15 protein-coding genes and 1 pseudogene are annotated in these 17,820 nt (G+C 50.8%); 13 read left to right on the forward strand and 3 right to left on the reverse strand.

Annotated elements, in window-relative coordinates:
• Positions 1–30: 30 nt before the first annotated feature.
• Positions 31–597: a hypothetical protein gene (locus DB48_RS03025; protein WP_082035572.1), complete on the forward strand. Its 567-nt coding sequence runs from the start codon at positions 31–33 to the stop codon at positions 595–597.
• Positions 542–1,129: a hypothetical protein gene (locus DB48_RS03030; RefSeq protein WP_235375328.1), complete on the forward strand. Its 588-nt coding sequence runs from the start codon at positions 542–544 to the stop codon at positions 1,127–1,129. Before DB48_RS03025 ends, DB48_RS03030 begins: the two co-directional genes overlap by 56 nt.
• On the opposite strand, the gene trmL is transcribed toward DB48_RS03030, so the two are convergent.
• The gene (gene trmL / locus DB48_RS03035; RefSeq protein WP_041508851.1) at positions 1,114–1,578 is read right to left on the reverse strand and encodes a tRNA (uridine(34)/cytosine(34)/5-carboxymethylaminomethyluridine(34)-2'-O)-methyltransferase TrmL; all 465 of its coding nucleotides are present in this window, start codon (positions 1,576–1,578) and stop codon (positions 1,114–1,116) included. The two genes, DB48_RS03030 and trmL, sit on opposite strands and share 16 nt — an antisense overlap.
• A gap of 840 nt (positions 1,579–2,418) precedes the next feature.
• On the opposite strand from trmL, the gene DB48_RS03040 reads away from it, so the two are divergent.
• The 6 genes from DB48_RS03040 to DB48_RS03065 all read left to right on the forward strand — a co-directional run bounded on the left by DB48_RS03040 (position 2,419) and on the right by DB48_RS03065 (position 7,826).
• Positions 2,419–2,973, forward strand: coding sequence for a hypothetical protein (locus DB48_RS03040; protein ID WP_041508852.1), 555 nt, complete (start codon positions 2,419–2,421; stop codon positions 2,971–2,973).
• Entirely contained in the window at positions 2,973–3,983 is a 1,011-nt protein-coding gene (locus DB48_RS03045; protein ID WP_041508853.1) for a GmrSD restriction endonuclease domain-containing protein, read from the forward strand. The genes DB48_RS03040 and DB48_RS03045 overlap by 1 nt, the downstream gene beginning before the upstream one ends.
• Before the next feature lie 107 nt (positions 3,984–4,090).
• Positions 4,091–4,285, forward strand: a complete 195-nt coding sequence (locus DB48_RS03050; RefSeq protein WP_041508854.1) for a hypothetical protein — start codon at positions 4,091–4,093, stop codon at positions 4,283–4,285.
• A gap of 134 nt (positions 4,286–4,419) precedes the next feature.
• Positions 4,420–5,349 carry a putative phage abortive infection protein gene (locus DB48_RS03055; RefSeq protein WP_160290137.1) on the forward strand — a complete coding sequence of 310 codons (930 nt, stop codon included), beginning with the start codon at positions 4,420–4,422 and terminating at the stop codon, positions 5,347–5,349.
• 48 nt (positions 5,350–5,397) lie between these two features.
• Positions 5,398–5,595 (forward strand): hypothetical protein, encoded by a 198-nt coding sequence (locus DB48_RS03060; RefSeq protein WP_235375329.1) that lies wholly within the window; start codon positions 5,398–5,400, stop codon positions 5,593–5,595.
• Positions 5,596–6,539: 944 nt separating this feature from the next.
• The gene (locus DB48_RS03065; protein ID WP_041508857.1) at positions 6,540–7,826 is read left to right on the forward strand and encodes a serine hydrolase domain-containing protein; all 1,287 of its coding nucleotides are present in this window, start codon (positions 6,540–6,542) and stop codon (positions 7,824–7,826) included.
• Positions 7,827–8,182: 356 nt separating this feature from the next.
• On the opposite strand, the gene exaC is transcribed toward DB48_RS03065, so the two are convergent.
• Complete coding sequence (exaC, locus tag DB48_RS03070; protein ID WP_041508858.1) at positions 8,183–9,703, reverse strand: acetaldehyde dehydrogenase ExaC; 1,521 nt, start codon at positions 9,701–9,703, stop codon at positions 8,183–8,185.
• A 339-nt stretch (positions 9,704–10,042) separates the two neighbouring features.
• On the opposite strand from exaC, the gene DB48_RS03075 reads away from it, so the two are divergent.
• Both DB48_RS03075 and acuI read left to right on the forward strand, forming a co-directional pair.
• A complete protein-coding gene (locus DB48_RS03075; RefSeq protein ID WP_041508859.1) occupies positions 10,043–11,818 on the forward strand; it encodes a sigma-54-dependent Fis family transcriptional regulator in 1,776 nt (591 codons plus the stop codon).
• Between the two features lie 102 nt (positions 11,819–11,920).
• Positions 11,921–12,900 (forward strand): annotated as a pseudogene (gene acuI, locus DB48_RS03080) (acrylyl-CoA reductase (NADPH)).
• Between the two features lie 115 nt (positions 12,901–13,015).
• Here the strand turns inward: acuI and DB48_RS03085 are convergent.
• Complete coding sequence (locus DB48_RS03085) at positions 13,016–13,939, reverse strand: LysR family transcriptional regulator (RefSeq protein ID WP_041508860.1); 924 nt, start codon at positions 13,937–13,939, stop codon at positions 13,016–13,018.
• A 304-nt stretch (positions 13,940–14,243) separates the two neighbouring features.
• On the opposite strand from DB48_RS03085, the gene DB48_RS03090 reads away from it, so the two are divergent.
• From DB48_RS03090 to DB48_RS03100, 3 genes are all read left to right on the forward strand, one after another.
• Complete coding sequence (locus DB48_RS03090) at positions 14,244–15,764, forward strand: flavocytochrome c (RefSeq protein WP_041508861.1); 1,521 nt, start codon at positions 14,244–14,246, stop codon at positions 15,762–15,764.
• 28 nt (positions 15,765–15,792) lie between these two features.
• On the forward strand, positions 15,793–16,146 hold the full coding sequence (locus DB48_RS03095) for a cytochrome c3 family protein (protein ID WP_041508862.1): 354 nt from the start codon (positions 15,793–15,795) through the stop codon (positions 16,144–16,146).
• 392 nt (positions 16,147–16,538) lie between these two features.
• Positions 16,539–17,783: a hypothetical protein gene (locus tag DB48_RS03100; protein WP_041508863.1), complete on the forward strand. Its 1,245-nt coding sequence runs from the start codon at positions 16,539–16,541 to the stop codon at positions 17,781–17,783.
• The last annotated feature ends 37 nt before the right edge of the window (positions 17,784–17,820 follow it).

Genomic DNA, 17,820 nt, shown 5'->3' on the forward strand with positions numbered 1-17,820 from the left:
GCCTAGCTTAAGCCCTATCCGGAGATGCCCATGACCCAAGACATATCGCCCCGTTTTGATGCCCGTGCATGTGATGCCTGTGTGTGTGATGACGCGGATTGGTGTCATCTGCAGGAGACCACCAAGCTGCTGCTGTTGGCGACGGCGCAGATAGAGCTGTCGCTGACCGATGGCGACTATAACGTGACCGGGCTTGGCGAGCTGTTTACCCAGATGGCCGAGCACCTTGGCGAGGTCAACCGTCATCTGCATGGCTCTGGCGATACGCCACAGGCGATTCTGGCCCACAGCGACGGTCTGCTAAGGGCTATCGACAACGGGGTCATGGCGTTTCAGTTTTACGATCGCATCTCCCAGCGGCTTAATCATGTGATCACCGCGCTGAGTCTGATGGAGGCCATGTTGGGAGATGAGAAACGGCGCCACTCCCAGGCGGCTTGGCAAGATTTGCAAGGGGAGATACAGACGCATTATTCTCTGGACTGTGAACGGCAGATGTTCGCGGCGCTGCTTAAGGGCGTGCCGATACATGAGGCGCTTAATGCATACAGAGAAAACCATTTACAGCAAACGCAACAAGATGTTGAACTGTTTTAAATCGCTACGCTTGCTCTCTGCCGCCTTGTTGGTGCTTTCAGCCATCTTGCTGGTGCCCACGGCATCGGCGGGTAAGATTGGCCTGCCTGACTTTTGCCAGGCCCTGGCGGGAAGTTGGCAGGGGGAGGCTTCGAGGCCCAAGGGGCTGGTGAAATCGGTGCGGGTACAGGGACTCTGTAGCGACGATAGACGCCAGCTGATGCTCTCTGTGAGCGAGCATGCCAGCCATCCACTCAGCGAGACCTGGTGGTTTCGTGAGGGCGATGGCGAGATCAAGCTTACCTACTTCAACGGCGTCGATGCCGACAAGTACCTCTACTTCACCCTCTATCGGCAAGAGACGGGGTTTTCCCTGCTGGGTAAGGGGCTGGTGCAGCAGCGCCCGGCGATGATACGGCTTAACTTCTCACCTCAGGGGAGCGGATGGTTATGGCTGCAGGAGGTGCAATACCTGGATCAGGACGATGACGATTATCGGGTCTATCGCGGTATCGCCCTCAACCCTGTCGGCGAGGCTCAGCAGGCGCCCTGATAGTCGAGCTGACGCCAGGCTTCGTAGCTGATGATGGCCACAGAGTTAGACAGGTTCAGGCTGCGGCTGCTGGCTGCCATAGGAATACGCAGGCGCTGGCTGGTGGGGATAGACTCTATGATCGCCATCGGCAGGCCGCGGGTCTCCGGGCCGAACAGCAAGACATCATCCTTCTCGAAGGTGATCTCACTGTGAGGGCGACTGCCCTTGGTGGTACAGGCCATGATGCGCTTGCCCGCCATGGCGCTCAGGAAACTCTCAAAATCCTTATGGCGGGTGACGCGAGTCAGATCGCTATAGTCCAGGCCCGCGCGGCGCAGCTTCTTCTCTTCAAGATCGAATCCCAATGGCTCGATAAGGTGCAGTTGGCAGCCGTTGTTGGCGCATAGGCGGATGATGTTGCCGGTGTTGGGGGCAATTTCTGGCTCATAGAGGGCGATATGAAACATCTTGGCTTACCTTTGAATTGATGAGCGGCGATTATACGGTAAATGTCGAGAGGGGAAAATGGGGGGGGGATGGCTAGAGGTAGCAGCCTCTGGCGCTGTCGTCATCGGTATATGAGCTTGAAGGTCGCACCTTCACTGTTATTGATTGCCTGCCTGGCGATGGGGGGCTGTTTGATTTTGTTGCATCTGACTGAGTTGATATTTGATGAGGTGTTGAAGGTTGCACCTTTTCGGCAACCTAGCGCCTGCCCGGCGAGGGATGTGCAGATACGCCTGTGAGACGCCGTGAATAAGTCCCTTTAGGCTCTGCCGAAACATCCCTGTTTCGGAAGCTCACTGGCGTATCTACACTGGGTATTCAACGTCTCTTCGATTTAACGGTGTTGAGTACGTTTTGAGAATCAAAAGCTGGCTTGTTTCTAACCTAAAGAGAGTTGGCGGTTAGCCAGTAAATCACAAATTCACCTATTGCCCTACATTTCTTCGTCTAAGTCCTGTTTGTAGCGATTCACCATAAGTAGTAGAAACTGGACAGGTATACAGTCGTATTTAAATGATGTGACTTTTGGATGATTTTAAGTCGAAATTCGTGCGCGTTTTCCCATTGCTTTACAAATAAATGTATTTAAAATTAGTTGCTTACGATTTTGGTTGAGTAGATAATAGGTTTGGAAAACGCGCATGCGCATTTTTCCAGATGGTGTATTTAGCAATATGCTGATAAGTTCATTACATACAGATACTTAACTGTGCGCGTTTTCACTGGTCTAATGAGATAAACGCGCATGCGCACTAATAAGCTGTTAGCTTTAGAAGCCTCGTGGAGGTTGAAGGTTCTTAATGATTGAAGAATTTAAGGTTGATTTACTTAAATTAAGCAGCCCGCAAATATATAGAAAGTATGTGCTTGGCGGGGATTGCTATTTACTGGATAACCACCAACTTTATGAGCTGCGGGAAGAAATCAGCGAGCAATTTGAAATCGAGTTTAATGATGTGATTTTGGTAGGCTCTGGAAAATTGGGATTTAGTATTAAGCCATCGAGGCGTTATCAGGCATTCAATGATGAATCTGATATAGACGTTGCTATTGTTTCAACTTCATTCTTTGAGAAGGTATGGCAAGAGGCTTACACATATAGAAAAAGTGGTGCCGATTGGCCATCAGCAGATAAGTTTTTTAGATATCTTTCAGAAGGTTGGATTCGGCCGGATAAGCTACCACCTAGTCGGCACTTCAACTTTACGTCTAATTGGTGGGATTTTTTCAACAGTTTAACAAGCAGCAACAAATTTGGCCCTTATAAAATTAGAGGCGGCCTATATCATTCACATTTTTTTCTGAAAGAATATCAGACAATCTGTATTGATCAGTGCATACAGGAGGCATCTTAATGGATACATCAGCTTCAAATAGGCGCCTCCGTGTGCTTTTAACAGCAATTGGCAACAACACTCTCATTCCTCAGCCGGACTTTCAACGCAGATTGGTGTGGACTAATAAAGATAAAGTGGAATTTATCAAGACGGTTTTAGAAGGTTATCCTTTTCCTGAAATTTACATTGCTGCTGGAAAGGTGGATCCAAAAACTGGGGAAGGCGCCGAGGTTCTTGTGGATGGCCAGCAGCGTATTACAACACTATATCAATACTTTAAGGCATCTCCGGATATAAGGCTGGGTGACAATATTCCAGCGTACTCACAACTTGAGGAAGAAAAGCAAATAGAGTTTCTTGAATACAAGGTTGTTGTCCGAGATATGGGAAATATGCCTCTCGATGATATTAAGGAAGTGTTTAAGCGGATAAATTCGACCAGCTACGGTCTGAATGCCATGGAATTACACAACTCAAGATTTGGAGGGGAGTTCAAACAGTTTGCTGAAGAGATATCAAAGACTGAGCTTTTTGAAAGGGGGAGACTATTCACTGCTAATGATATCAAAAGGATGAACGATGTTAAGTATTGCCTAGGGCTAATGATCACAGTCATGAGTACATATTTTAATCGTGACAAAGAACTTGAAGAGTATCTTGAAAAGTATAATGAAGAGTTTTCAGAAAAACACCGCTTGAATAAAGAAATGGGTGATGTGCTAAATTTTATAGACAGACTGAACTTTGATTCAAGCTCTAGAGCTTTTAAGAAAGCAGACTTCTATACACTGTTTGTTGAAATACATCGGGCGTTAATCAAGGATAAAATTGATATAGATGCAAGTGAACTACGAAAACTACTAGATTGCTTTTACAATAGGGTTGACGATATCGCTACAGGAAAAGGCAGTGATGATAAAGAGGCCCATGAATACTACAACTCTGCCTTGCAAGCCAGTAATGATAGAAGTAGTCGTATAACTAGAGGAAATGCTATATATAAGCTGGTTCTTCAAGCAAAAAGCTAACAAGTCAAAGCACGCGGACTTGGTAAAGCTGTCATCTTTTTTGTTCCAAAAAAGCCGCCAACTTCACCAAGCCGGTGTTTGAGGCGTTAGTTGCTTATGGAGTACAAATGGGTAATTGGAACAATAATGGTAGCTCTAAGAATAATCCAATGGCATTTGGAATTGGTATAGGAATAGCTATTGGCTCTGGAATTGGAGTTGCTCTTGGGAATTTAGCTCTAGGTATTGGAGTTGGAATTGCAATTGGTGCAGCCATAGGTTTGGAACAAAAGAAAAAACAAGAAAAAAGTGACGATGAGTAGGCTAGTAATCAGCAACTAACAAGCGCATGTAGCAACGGGACTGCAAACAGCTTGCTCGGTTCCGCTACGCTTCACATTTTAGCAAGCTATAATCAGCCCCTAATGCGGGCGTTATGTGTTTTAAGGAGTTTCAGTTGAGCGTAGGGAAACTATCAAAATATATTTTAGGTGGCGTAGTTTTCGTTGTAGCAAGTTACGCAACTTTTCTACTTTGGATCACTTGGCCCATATCAAGCCTAACAATTGGCCAAGCAGGGGTATTTGGAGATAGCTTTGGCATAGTTACTTCAATGTTTTCTGGATTAGCTTTTGCGGGGATGATTATCACTATCCTCTTGCAAAGAGAAGAACTCGGACTTCAACGAGAAGAATTAAGAGAAACAAGACTCGAAATAGCTGAACAGAAGAAAATTTTTAAAATCCAAAATTTTAATGAATCTTTTTATAGACTATTGGATTTTCATAAGCGAAATTTATCAGAACTATCTGTGTATTCTGACGAAAAGAGCGAAAGACTTAAAGGAATTGATGCGCTTAGCTTTTTACTAGGAAGATTGAAGAAAAGCTATTCTAGTTATGGTTTCCAAGGTTTCAAAGACACAACAGAAGACGAAAAGATTGAAATGTCATATGCACTATTTGTTGAAGTTCAAACAACTCTTGTGCGGCAATCTAGATACTTGGAAACAATAACAAGTATTTTCACACTGATTGATACTCAATTAGAAAAGCAGAGTGAGAAAGAGGTTTACTTGGACTTATTTGCCTCACAACTAACAGTGTATGAATTAAAGTATATTTTTTATCAATGCTTAGTTAGTACTCCAGAGGACTCATTGCGGGAATATGTTCATAACGCAAGTTTGTATTCTGACCGTGGACAGGATATAGGTGTGTCAAATACTCATCGGGATATTTATAAATTCATTCACAAGATAGAAATTCCGAGATCGAAGTCCAAATTTCATGTTCCTTTTGACAGGAAAAAGATTAGAAACATTAAAAAGAAAAATCGAATAAGAAAAGAAACACATAACAAAGCAAGTCAAAAGGATGCTGCATAGCAGCGCCTCTGCTTGCGGCGTTATGTAGAAATTTAACAATGGAAGTTTATGATGAATTTAAACGTAACTCTCTGGGGGCAAATCCTCTTCGTCGTGGCGCTAATCGTCATTTTTTTCACAGTAAGGTTTGCACAGGGTAAAGCGAGCAATGTTCCTTTGGTTGGCTTTTATGCACTTTTACTCAACTTGTTAATTCCGCCTGGTGGCTGGATTTATTGCGGCTATTGGTATTTTAAAAAGTCTTAACTGAGAGAGGTAAGATTCAGTGTAGGCTTTAGAACACGAGATATTTTCGCAACCTATACCGCTACGTAAATTTGATATTCGGCTGATTACTTTCCTGCACCAACTCGTTTTTTCCCAGATATTTTTGTTTTTGATTGTCTAGCGAGGATCAAAAGCAGTCATATCGAAGAGATGGAAAACCTTGTGTAGGTACGTCTGAGGCCTTCGGCAGCATGGATGCTGCCGCAGAGCGCCCATGGAAGGGTTTAAACAACATCCGTGTTTAACAGCCAGTTCGGCATCCATGCCTCTCGTTCGTATGCACGAAGCTTTGCTTCACTCACCGTGCCGCAGAAGTACCTGCACGAACGGCCTGCTGCAGGCAATTGATACACCACGAAGCCATGGTTCAAGAAAACCCTTCAAACAGCAAAGTAGTGTGATGCTTACATACTAAGACCTTAGCTGAAAGGCCATTCAGATCTCCTTGCGTTGCACCTGCTGCAGGCAATTGATACACCACGAAGCCATGGTTCAAGGAAACCCTTCAAACAGCAAAGTAGTGTGATGCTTACATACTAAGACCTTCGCTGAAAGGCCATTCGGATCTCCTTGCGTTGCACCAGCCGCAGGCAATTGATACCCCATGAAGCCATGGTTCAAGCTAACCCTTCAAACAGCAAAGTAGTCTGATGCACAGTTAATCAGTTAATCAGTCAATCAGTTGATAAGCCCCTAAACATCAAAGTCAGTTTGATGGATCTAGCCCTCTATATGCGAGTGTGTGTTTCTCGCTTTGTGTCTTAATCTAGCTTCATCGACAGACTGAAGTCTGAAACAAATCCATTTTTTACTATATGTCGGCTAAAGGTGCAGAAGGCGAAGCTGAATGAATCGTGCAGATGCCTTACCACTCGATATTTAGGTCGCTTCTAGTCAATATTCATAAATGAGGGTAAAACACGATGAAAAAGGTAATCGCAATAGCAATTTTGGCCGCGTTAAGCGCAAGCAATGTGATGGCTAACGAGTCGGTAAATGGAAGTTCATCTCAGGCAGATGTTTACCATACCCATGAATTTTTCCTGCAAAAAGGCAATCGAGTAAAACTTCAGTTTCCGATTGAGCAGTCAAAATTTGCTTGGCAGAATCTTAGCCGTTTTTACCCTACCGCGCAGATCGAACGAGATGGTTCCGTTTACCCGTTTCCATACGCGATAGATCAGAACATCGCCAAGATCAAAGCGACGGTACATGGTAAAACGCTGACGCTGGATCAACACTTAGACACATATCCAGTGGATGCCTTTCTGGTGACACAGAAAGGTAAGATAGTGTTCGAGCGCTACAATACCATGCGCAAAACGGATAAACATAACTGGTTCTCAAACTCTAAAATAACCGCAGGAGTTGAGATTGCTAAGCTTGTTCAAGAGGGCAAGATTAGTCCGCAAGATGCCGTGTCTAAGTATATTCCCGAGTTAAGAGGAACGGTCTGGGATACTGTGTCAGTGATCGATACTGCCAACATGGCGACAGGATTGAATGCCACCGAGCACGATGAGCCTGAGGCGGATTCGCGTGTTAATCCTGAGCAGCCTTGGTTTAAATGGGCCGTGTCTATCGGTGTATTTGAAGGTGAGGGTAAGCAGACTCCGCTGGAAGTCCTTGCAGAGATGCAGCGTCGGGCGCCGGGTGGCAAAACATTCGAATACAACTCGATCAACACCTTTGTGTTGGCGCGAATTGTCGAGAATGTACGTGGTTTGCCAATGAATGAGATCATCAGTCAGGATATCTGGCAGCACATGTCTGCAAACAACGATGCCTATACCGTGGTCTCGCCTCAAGGTGGCTATCCGCTGATGTTCTTCTCGATGAACTCGACCATTGAAGACATGACCAAATTTGGGATGATGTTTACCCCTTCTGGTTCTAAGCTTGGAGATCAGGCCATTAAGCCTGAGGTGGTTAAACTTATCCAAGAATCTGGCAACCCTGATTCATACGGTGGTGGATATGCTGGTAAGGTGATGGAAAACGCGTTCTACAAGGACACTAACCTAAAGAACGGTTATCAGTTCGACGCCATATTTGAAGATGGCGATCTGTTTAAAGCCGGTGTGGGTGGACAAGGTATTTACATCTCACCCGATAAAGACCTTGTGATCACCTTCTTTTCGACAGGTGATGGCAAAAACCAGGAAGAAACTTACGCTCGAGAAATTGCTAAATACTTAAGCGCAAAGTAGGGCGACAGACTGCTTTAGGGTAAGCGACTGAATCTTAATGTCTTAAACAGATTCGCCCAATAAGCATTACAAGAGAGTTACCGGTGAGATTTTAGGTGGTGAGTGCAACGCCTTTAATCGAAATGGGTAGCTCTCTTTTATTCTGAGCCCCCCTATTTTGAGCCGCCTATTTCGAGGCCCCTTTTTTTGAGCCTCCTGTTTTGAGCGCCTCAAATAAAGCCGGCAATCAATGTAATTATCTCTAGGGCATAACTTGAACCTAGAACCTAGAACCTAGAACCTAAAGCCTTGAGCCTAGGCCCTAAGATCCGCCGAGTGTTGCCCCGGCGGATCTTGGGCTTAGAAAGGTCGCAAGGTTAGAAGAAACCCAACGGATTGATGTCGTAGCTGACAAGCAGGTTCTTGGTGTTCTGATAATGGCTGAGCATCATCTTGTGGGTCTCGCGGCCGATGCCTGACTTCTTGTAGCCACCGAAGGCGGCGTGAGCCGGGTAGGCATGGTAGCAGTTGATCCACACGCGACCGGCCTGAATGCCGCGGCCCATACGCTGGGCGCGGTTCATGTCGCGGGTCCAGACGCCAGCGCCCAGGCCGTACTCTGTGTCGTTGGCAATCGCCAGCGCCTCGGCCTCATCCTTGAAGGTGGTGACAGAGATGACGGGGCCGAAGATCTCCTCCTGGAAGACGCGCATCTTGTTGTGGCCCTTGAGAATGGTGGGCTCGATATAGTAGCCGGTGCTCTGATCCCCCGAGAGCTGGCAGTTGCTACCGCCCATGAGCACCTGAGCGCCTTCGTTGCGGCCGATCTCCAGGTAGCTCATGATCTTATCGAACTGCTCCTGTGAGGCCTGGGCGCCCACCTGGGTGTCGGTATCCAGCGGGTTGCCCTGTTTGATGCTCTGGGCTCTGGCGATCACCTTCTCGATAAACTTGTCGTAGATAGACTCGGCGATCAACACACGTGACGGACAGGTGCAGACCTCACCCTGGTTGAAGAAGGCCAGCAGCATGCCTTCCACCGCCTTATCCAGATACTCATCTTCCTGGTCCATCACGTCGGCAAAGTAGATGTTGGGCGACTTGCCACCCAGCTCGACGGTGGAGGGAATCAAAGACTCGGCGGCGCATTTCAAGATGTGGTGGCCTATCTGGGTCGAGCCGGTGAAGGCCAGCTTGGCGATGCGCTTGCTGACCGCCAGCGCCTGACCCGCCTCGGTGCCGAAACCGTTGACGATATTAAGCACGCCGGCCGGCAGCAGATCCTGGATAAGTTCCACCATCACCAGAATCGATACCGGCGTCTGCTCGGCAGGCTTGAGCACGATGCAGTTACCGGCGGCCAGGGCCGGGGCGATCTTCCAGGCAGCCATCAGCAGCGGGAAGTTCCAGGGGATGATCTGGCCGACAACCCCCAGAGGCTCGGGGAAGTGGTAACTGACGGTATTGCTGTCGATATCGGCGGCGCTGCCCTCCTGGGCGCGGATGCAGCCGGCGAAGTAACGGAAGTGATCCACAAACAGCGGCAGATCCGCATTCAGGGTTTCGCGCACCGCCTTGCCGTTTTCCCAGGTCTCGGCCACGGCCAGAGACTCCAGGTTTTGCTCGACGCGATCGGCGATTCTGAGCAGCAGGTTAGCGCGCTCGGTCACCGAGGTCTTGCCCCAGGCTTCCTTGGCGGCGTGGGCGGCATCGAGCGCCAGCTCAATGTCGCGCTCGTCCGAGCGGGCGACCTGACAAAATACCTGACCATCCACCGGCGAGCGGTTATCGAAATATTCACCGCCCACAGGCGCGACCCACTCCCCCCCTATGAAGTTGTCGTAGCGGCTGTTGAAGGTAACTATGGCATCTGTACTGCCTGGCTTGCTGTAGATCATCTTGAGCTTCCTTGTATGGTTTTGTCTTGTTGAGAGACGCCATCTGCCGGGCGCCTTATTTTTATGTTGAAAAAACAACAGGTTTAAAATTTATATCCGTGCTCCAATTTAGTGTCACGCTGGTGTTCATCAGGGCACAGACTCAGGCTAGCTATCGTTAGGAGTAAGGCAAAGCCTAGGCCAAACTGGCAGGAGTTGTGATGTGTCGTGAGTAACAGTATGATGAAAAACTAATTTTTGATGTCCGAATGTGTGTGGTCCAGGAGGGAGTAGCACTGGCAGTAGGCATGCACTGTGACATAAGTGCGCACCTTAGGTGTGCCAAAATGGAACACTGTTATGACGATAGCTCCACAGACACAAGCTTGGTTGTCTGACTCATGGTCTCGTAGTCAGGGAGCAGGGTTGGACGAAGCCAAGTTACCGCAGGAATTACGACTCGACGCCCAGGCGCTCGCCGAGCGGCATCACACTAACAAGCAACTCATCAATCTCACCAAACAACATGCACTGCCCCTGTTTAATCAGATGATGGCCCACAGTCAGAGCCGCTTGATCCTGTCGGATCGCGATGGCTATGTACTTTGTCACTGGGGGGTAAGCCGATATTCGGACAAGCTGGCCAATGTCGCGCTGGATGTGGGCGTCAACTGGCGCGAGGAGCATAAGGGTACCAACGCCATAGGCACGGCCCTGACCGCCAGGCAGACTGTGTCTGTGATTGGCGAGCAGCACTTTATTCGCCATCACAGGTTTATGAGCTGCACCGCCAGCCCCATCTTCTCTCCCGAGGGCGAGCTACTTGGCGCCATCGACATTACCAGCGAACAGCAGCGTCATACCCAGCAGACACTGGTGCTCATCGCCAGCCTGGTGCAGCAGATAGAGACGGCGCTCTTGTGTCATCTGCCCGGCAGCCACTACCGCGTCGACCTTGCCGAGCAGCCATCGCTGATCGCCTCCGGCTGGCAGGGCATAGTGGTGGCCAATGTCGACGGTAAGATCTTAGGCTGTAACGCCATGGCCAAGCGCCTGCTGCATCGGCCGCGGGTGGGCGACGATATCCATCGGCACCTGGGGGCGAGTTGGAACAGTGGCGAGCACTTGTGCCAGGAGCAGCGACTGCATCTCAAGACCCAGCAGCTGGTAACGTCCAGCCCAAGTCAGCTGGTGAGCCAGCAGATAGGGGTGCGTTTTCGCGATGCCAAGCTAGAGCGTGCCTGGCAGCAGGCCAATAAGGTGGTGGGGCGCAATATTCCCTTGCTGATTTGCGGTGAGACCGGGGTGGGCAAGGAGCAGTTCGTGAAGAAACTCCATGGTCAGAGCGCCCGCGCCCACGGCGCGCTGGTGGCGGTTAACTGCGCCGCGCTGCCGGCCGAGCTGGTGGAGTCTGAGCTGTTTGGTTACCAGGCGGGTGCCTTTACCGGCGCCTCCCGTCAGGGATTCGAGGGCAAGATACGGCAGGCCGACGGCGGTTTTCTGTTTCTCGATGAGATAGGCGAGATGCCGCTGGCGACCCAAAGCCGACTGCTGCGGGTATTGCAGGAGTGCGAGGTGGTGCCCGTGGGCAGCAATCGTAGCTATAAGGTGGATATTCAGGTGGTGGCGGCCACCCATGCGGATCTGCGTGAGCAGGTGAGCCGGGGAGCCTTTAGGGAAGATCTCTACTATCGTCTCAATGGTCTGCAGGTCACCCTGCCGCCACTGCGTCAGCGCAGCGATATAGAGCGCATCATCCACAAGCTGCACAAACGTTATCGCCAGGCGCCACAGCAGCTATGCCCTCAGCTACTACAGCGTCTGTTGGCCCATGACTGGCCGGGCAATCTGCGAGAGCTGGATAACCTGATGCAGGTGGCCTGCCTGATGGCCGATGGCGAACCTGTGATGCAGTGGCAGCATCTGCCCGACACAGTGCAGGAGCAGCTCAAGGAGGCAAGAGCGCCCGAGGAGCAGATGCAGGATTGCGAGAGTGAGCTGAGTCTCATGGTCAATGCCAACATAGTCTCTAGCTATCACAGATTTGAAGGCAATGTGAGTCGCTGTGCCAAACACCTGGGGATCAGCCGTAATACACTTTATCGTAAACTCAAAGGCTTAGGGCTAAAACCGTGATCGGGTTATGCCCCCTGTGCATACCGATCATGCAAAATGTGCAGTGTATTCACGGCGACAGATCTACTAGTCTGTCGATTCACTTGTTTATAAGGAGTCCCCATGTTTAAGGCACTCGTATTGACCCAGCTAGATAAACAGACCCAAGCCGATGTAAAACTGCTGCCAGAGAGCGAACTGCCCGAGGGCGACGTGTTGGTGGAGGTGAGTTACTCCTCCCTTAACTATAAGGATGGCCTGGCGATCACCGGCCTGGGCAAGATCATTCGCGAGTTTCCCATGGTGCCCGGCATCGACTTTGCCGGTGTGGTGAGCGAGTCGGCCGATCCCCGCTTTCAAGCGGGCGATGAGGTGATTCTGACCGGCTGGGGCGTGGGCGAGAACCATTGGGGCGGTATGGCGCAGAAGGCGCGAGTGAAGGCCGACTGGCTGGTACCTATGCCCAAGGGCTGTGATGCTGCCAAGGCGATGATGATAGGCACGGCTGGCCTGACGGCCATGTTGTGTGTGCAGGCGCTGCAGCAGGCGGGCGTGACCCCAAAAGATGGCGACGTGCTGGTCACGGGGGCTAGCGGCGGTGTCGGTTCCGTGGCCGTGACTCTGCTGGCTCAGCTTGGTTATCGCGTGGTGGCCAGCACTGGCCGCGTCGAGGTAAACGGCGACTGGCTAACAGCCCTGGGGGCCAGCGAGGTGATCGATCGCAGCGAGCTTGAACAAGATAGTCGCCCGCTGGAGAAACAGCGCTGGGCGGGTGTGGTCGATACCGTTGGTAACAAGGTGTTGGCGACGGCATTGGCGCAGATGAAATACGGCGGCAGCGCCGCCATCTGTGGTCTGGCGGGTGGTTTTGCCCTGCCGACGACTGTGATGCCCTTTATCTTGCGCGGAGTTAACCTACTGGGTATCGACTCGGTTGCCTGCCCGATTGAGAAGCGGGTCAAGGCCTGGGAGCAGGTGCTGGAGCTCCTACCGGAGCAGTATTACCAGCAGGCTTGTCAGACTATCGGCCTGGGCAGCTTGGCGAGTATGCCAGCAATATCGTTAAAGGCAAGGTGACTGGTCGGGTGCTGGTGAAGGTGTAAATCTAATTCATAGATAAAAATTAAAGACAAAGAAGTGGCCTCATGGCCACTTTTTTTTGCCTGCTCATCGGCTAATGCTATCTCTAGCGTTAGGGGTGGCTCGCCGCGCCTAGGGCTACGCTTGCTGGGCAAGCATCGGCCTGATGAGGTCGGTGATCATGCCGCGCAGCCAGGCCTGGGCCTTGTCCAATTCGCAGCGCGAATGCCAAAACAGGCTGTAGTTGAGCGCCGCAATGTCGAAGGGGAGGGGTTTCACCCTGAGTCGGTGACGGGCGGCGGCCATCTCGGCGAGTCCCTCGGGTAGGGTGATGATGAGCGGATGAATCGCCAGCAGTGCCAGGGCGCTGTCGAGGTGGGCGGTGCGCAGGCACTCGTGCCGCGGTGGGTGCTGGGCAATGGCCGCATCCACAATAGCCTTGACCCCGTCGCTGATGGCGATGGTGGCGTGGGGATAGTGCAGATAATCCCTGAGGGTCATTGGGCGATCCGCCACAGGATGATCGCTGGAGACCAGGCAACTGACGCCGACACGTCCCAGGGGCGTGCTGGAAAGCGGTGACGCCTGACCCAGGGCGCGGCAGATCGCCATATCGACTCCTTGCACACTGAGCTGTTCGGTGAGTGTCTGGTGCTGCACCGGCAGGATATTGAGCCTTATGTGCGGCGCCTGACGATAGATCTCCGGTAGGATGAAGGGCAGCAGACCCTGAATGGCAAAATCGGTGGCGGCCAGGGTGAAGGCCTGTCGACACTGGCTGGGCACGAAGGCACTGGGCGTCAGCAGGGTGAGCAGTTCACTGGTTGGCCCCTGCAACTTGCGATAGCAGTCCAGGGCATATTGGGTAGGCACCAGCTGCTGGCCCACCCGAGAAAACAGTGGATCGTCCAGCATCTGCCGCAGACGTCCCAGGATGCGGCTGGTGGCGGATTGGCTCAGGTGTAATCGTTTGGCGGCGCGGGTGACGCTGCGCTCCTCGACTAAGACTTGCAGGGCGATTAACAGGCTTAAATCCTGACGATAGATAGCTTCGAGTTCCATAGGTCGGCCAAGGTAGATCTGTATATGACCTAACTTACCAGTGTGGTGCCTATCTTGTCTGACTTTTTCGCTTACCCTTGCGCTAAGTCGCAACCTCTTCAGGGGGTTATGGCTCCATATGTCATGGTTTGGAACGACTTCCAAAATACCCATAAAGTAGTATTTTTGAGCAAATTTGAAGCTAGCTATAAGTTTAGTAATGTTAACGAGTTGTTTTGAAACCAACTGTTGATTAACTCCCGTTTTGGAACCTGTTCCAGTCCTAAGATGGCGCTGTCGAATAAAACAAAAAGGGTGATAACAGATGAGCAACGTAGATCTGCTAGGACGCCGTAATTTCATTAAAGGTATGGGTGCCGCTGCGGGTATCGCAATGGCCGCACCTGCAATGGCAGTTTCCGAGAAAGCTGACGGTGTGAAATGGGACAAAGAAGTCGAAGTATTGATTATCGGTTCAGGTTTTGCCGGCTTAGCGGCGGCGATTGAAGCGACGCGCAACGGCGCGAAAGATGTGCACATCTTCGAGAAGATGGCCTACTTCGGTGGTAACTCTGCCATTAACGGTGGTCTGTTTGCGGCGCCTGGTACGCCGATGCAGAAGAAAGAAGGCGTTAAAGATTCGGTCGATCGTATGGTAGCGGATCAGCTTAAGTCTGGCCGTGGTATTGCCGACGAAGCCCTGCTGCGCCATGTGGCATCTCACGCGGTCGAGGCCCTGCAGATGACTATGGATGCCGGTGCCGAGTTCCATCCTTACCTGCAGCAGCTTGGTGGCCACTCGGTGGCACGTACCTATCAAACCACGGTGAGCTGTGGCGCCGGTATCACACAGCCGCTCTATAAAGAATGTAAGAAGCTGGGTGTTCACACGCACAACCGCTCAAAGTTCGAAGGCTTCCTGGTGGGTGAAAAGGGCGAAGTGGTAGGCGTTAAAATGCGTCAAAACTATCACTTCGGCGAAGACCAGCCTGGTGAGGTGCTAAAGATCCGTGCCAAGCGCGGTGTGATCATGGCCACAGGCGGCTTCGCGCAAAACGTCGATCTGCGTATGGCGCAGGATCCGACCCTGACCTCAGAGGTGGGTTGTACCAATGCCCCGGGCGCAACCGGTGAAGGCATGTATGAGATGTTCCGCCTGGGCGCGATCCCGGTTCACCTTGCACACATTCAATCTGGCCCATGGGCGTCGCCTGACGAAGGTGGATTTGGTTATGTGTCTAACTACTCTATCTACAACTTCCCGCATTCAATGGCCATTAACCGCCTGACGGGTAAGCGTTTCATGAACGAAATCGCCGACCGTAAGACCCGTGCCGATGCCGAGCTGGCGTGTCGCGACGAGAAGGGCAATCCGCTGCCGCCAATTTTGATCACCAGCTACAAGGATTCTAAGAAGCATCCAAACACCAAGAAGGTGATCAAGTACAACGTAGGCTGGAAGTTCGACACCATCGAAGAACTGGCGAAGCACTTCGAGGTACCTCTGAAGCCGCTGAAAGCGCAGATCGAAGAGTACAACAGCTACGTCAAGAGCGGCGAAGATAAGCAGTTCGGTAAGAACATGACTAAGGCCAAGGATAAGTATATCGAGGCGCCATTTACCGTGGTACGTCTATGGCCGAAAGTGCACTACTGTCAGGGCGGTGTACAGGTGAATACCAAGGCTGAGGTGAAAGACAGCTTTACAGGTCAGCCAATTAAAGGCTTGTATGCGGCCGGTGAAGTCTGTGGTGGTATCCACGGCGTTAGCCGCCTGGGTAGCTGCTCAATTCCTGAGTGTATGGTAATGGGTATGACGGCTGCACGCAGCGTCATGAAAGCCTAAGTCGACCGGTAATTAAGAGGAATCAATAATGAAAAAGTTAAATATTGTACTCGCGCTGGTCTTAGGTGGCTTAGTGAGTCTGTCTGCTCAAGCGATCGATCAACGCCCTTGGCACAAAGAGGTGATCGGCAAAGATTGTAAGACATGTCATGACAATGGCATCAAGCAATTCCCGTCGGATCAGGCCTGTCTACAGTGTCACGATGTCGATGATTTAGCCGAGCAAACCGCCCGTAGCGAAGAAGATAAGTGGCAGAACCCACATAACAACCTGCACTATGGTAAAGACTTGCCTTGTCAGGAATGTCACGGCGAGCACAAGGCGAAGAAACCTCTATGCAGCAACTGTCATACCTTCAAGTTTGACAAGCATAAAGAGTAATACTCCCTGAGTGCGAGACCCATGAAGTCATGGGTCTCATCCCATCTTAGCTCCACCTTCCGATAGGGAGGGATCACAAGTTATGGCTCCTCCTTGGCTTGTGAAACACTTCTAGCGACAGAGACAGTTTTATTATCCCTGCAAGGTTCTCAGCTGTTAATGGTTTCGTTTATATGCTCCTTGGTTGACATGGCCAAGGGGCTTTTTTTATCGCCATTTGAATCGTCAATTTCCTTTATAAACATAGTGTTGCATTTATGTGAGCCCGGTCGGTATTTCTGCGGCGAAATTGTTGCAAATAGGTGCTGCTCAGCTTTTTGGAATGGATTCCAAGCATATTATGCCGCTCAGTAAGTGGTGAAAAAAATAATATGTGAATAAGGATGAGATGAATGAAAAAGACCATTATTGCGTTGTCATTGTTGTCGGCTAATGGCGCGATGGCGGCGAGCCTTCCCGACTTTCTTGATCAGCAGGATATCGACAATGCCGAGTTCAAATGCCTGGGTGAACCGGTCAAGCACACTAAGGCGGATCAGAAGTATGTCGACATGCTGTGGGATGAGACGCTGACCTACCTCAAGGCCTATGCCATCGCCTTAACTAATGGTGAGAACAGCCACTGTCTGAACTCAGACGAGGCCATGGTCGACTCGACCCAGGGCGGTCAGAAGATCTGCATCATGGATCGCCGTGACATGAAGCTGATGGTGAAGAACATCTATCAGGTGATCAATAACCCTGACAAGGCCAAGCAGTGTTTCGGCGCCCGTCAGGAGGTGAACTGGATCTATAACCCAGGCGGTGAGCTCACTAAAAATTCACCCGTGGCGCAACATTTCAAGCGCACCAGCTTCGATGAGTTCTTTAAGACCAAGGTGACCAACAAAGAGGTGCAGAAGCTAGGTAAAACCTTCACCAAAAACTTCGCCAAGATGGTGACTGGCGATGAGGTGAAGATGCCTTCGGCCTTCCCTTATGACATCAGCGCCAACGCCTTGCCAAACCTGTGGGCGGCGGCGGGCTGGTTCCCTATGTACGCCGAAGAGAGTAAGCGTAACGATAAGAACTTTAACAACATTCGCGGCGGTTACGCCTATGCCGAGATCTTCGGCCACTGGGGGCTGCTACGTATCGATGAGATCAATGGTGAGAAGGTGGGCGCCGAGGTGGGGATGACGGTGCAGTCGGTCGATACCCTTTACCCCTATCATAATCACGCCATCTCTGAGATCTACTACAACATGCGCGTGCCGGCATGTACCAATCAGTTCAAGAGCTTTGCCGTGCGCGCCGACTCGCCGCTGCTTAAGACGGTGAAGCAGGACGATAAGATGCGCCGGGTGCAGTTCGATGCCGGGCAGCACAATGGCCACACCCAATGGCTTGCCGGCAGCTATCAGCAAGATCCGCTGATGTACTTCCACCAAAACACCATACATGCCTTCGATGTCGACGGCAGCTGCGAGGCCAAGCCTGAAGAGCGGGCCATCGTCTCCGTCTGGGCAAGAAGTAACGCCCACGATAAGCGTAATGACTATGGCACCACCTTGCTGTGTGAATCGGCGAAAAACCCTGGTACGCCAGCCAATAAAGACGAGGTAATTCAGTGCGATCTAACCCATCTCAAGTGGTAACGATAGCTTAAATACAGCGCAGTAAAACCTAGTACAG

Origin of the sequence: Shewanella sp. cp20 (genome assembly GCF_000832025.1) — a bacterium.
Classification (GTDB): Bacteria; Pseudomonadota; Gammaproteobacteria; order Enterobacterales; family Shewanellaceae; genus Shewanella.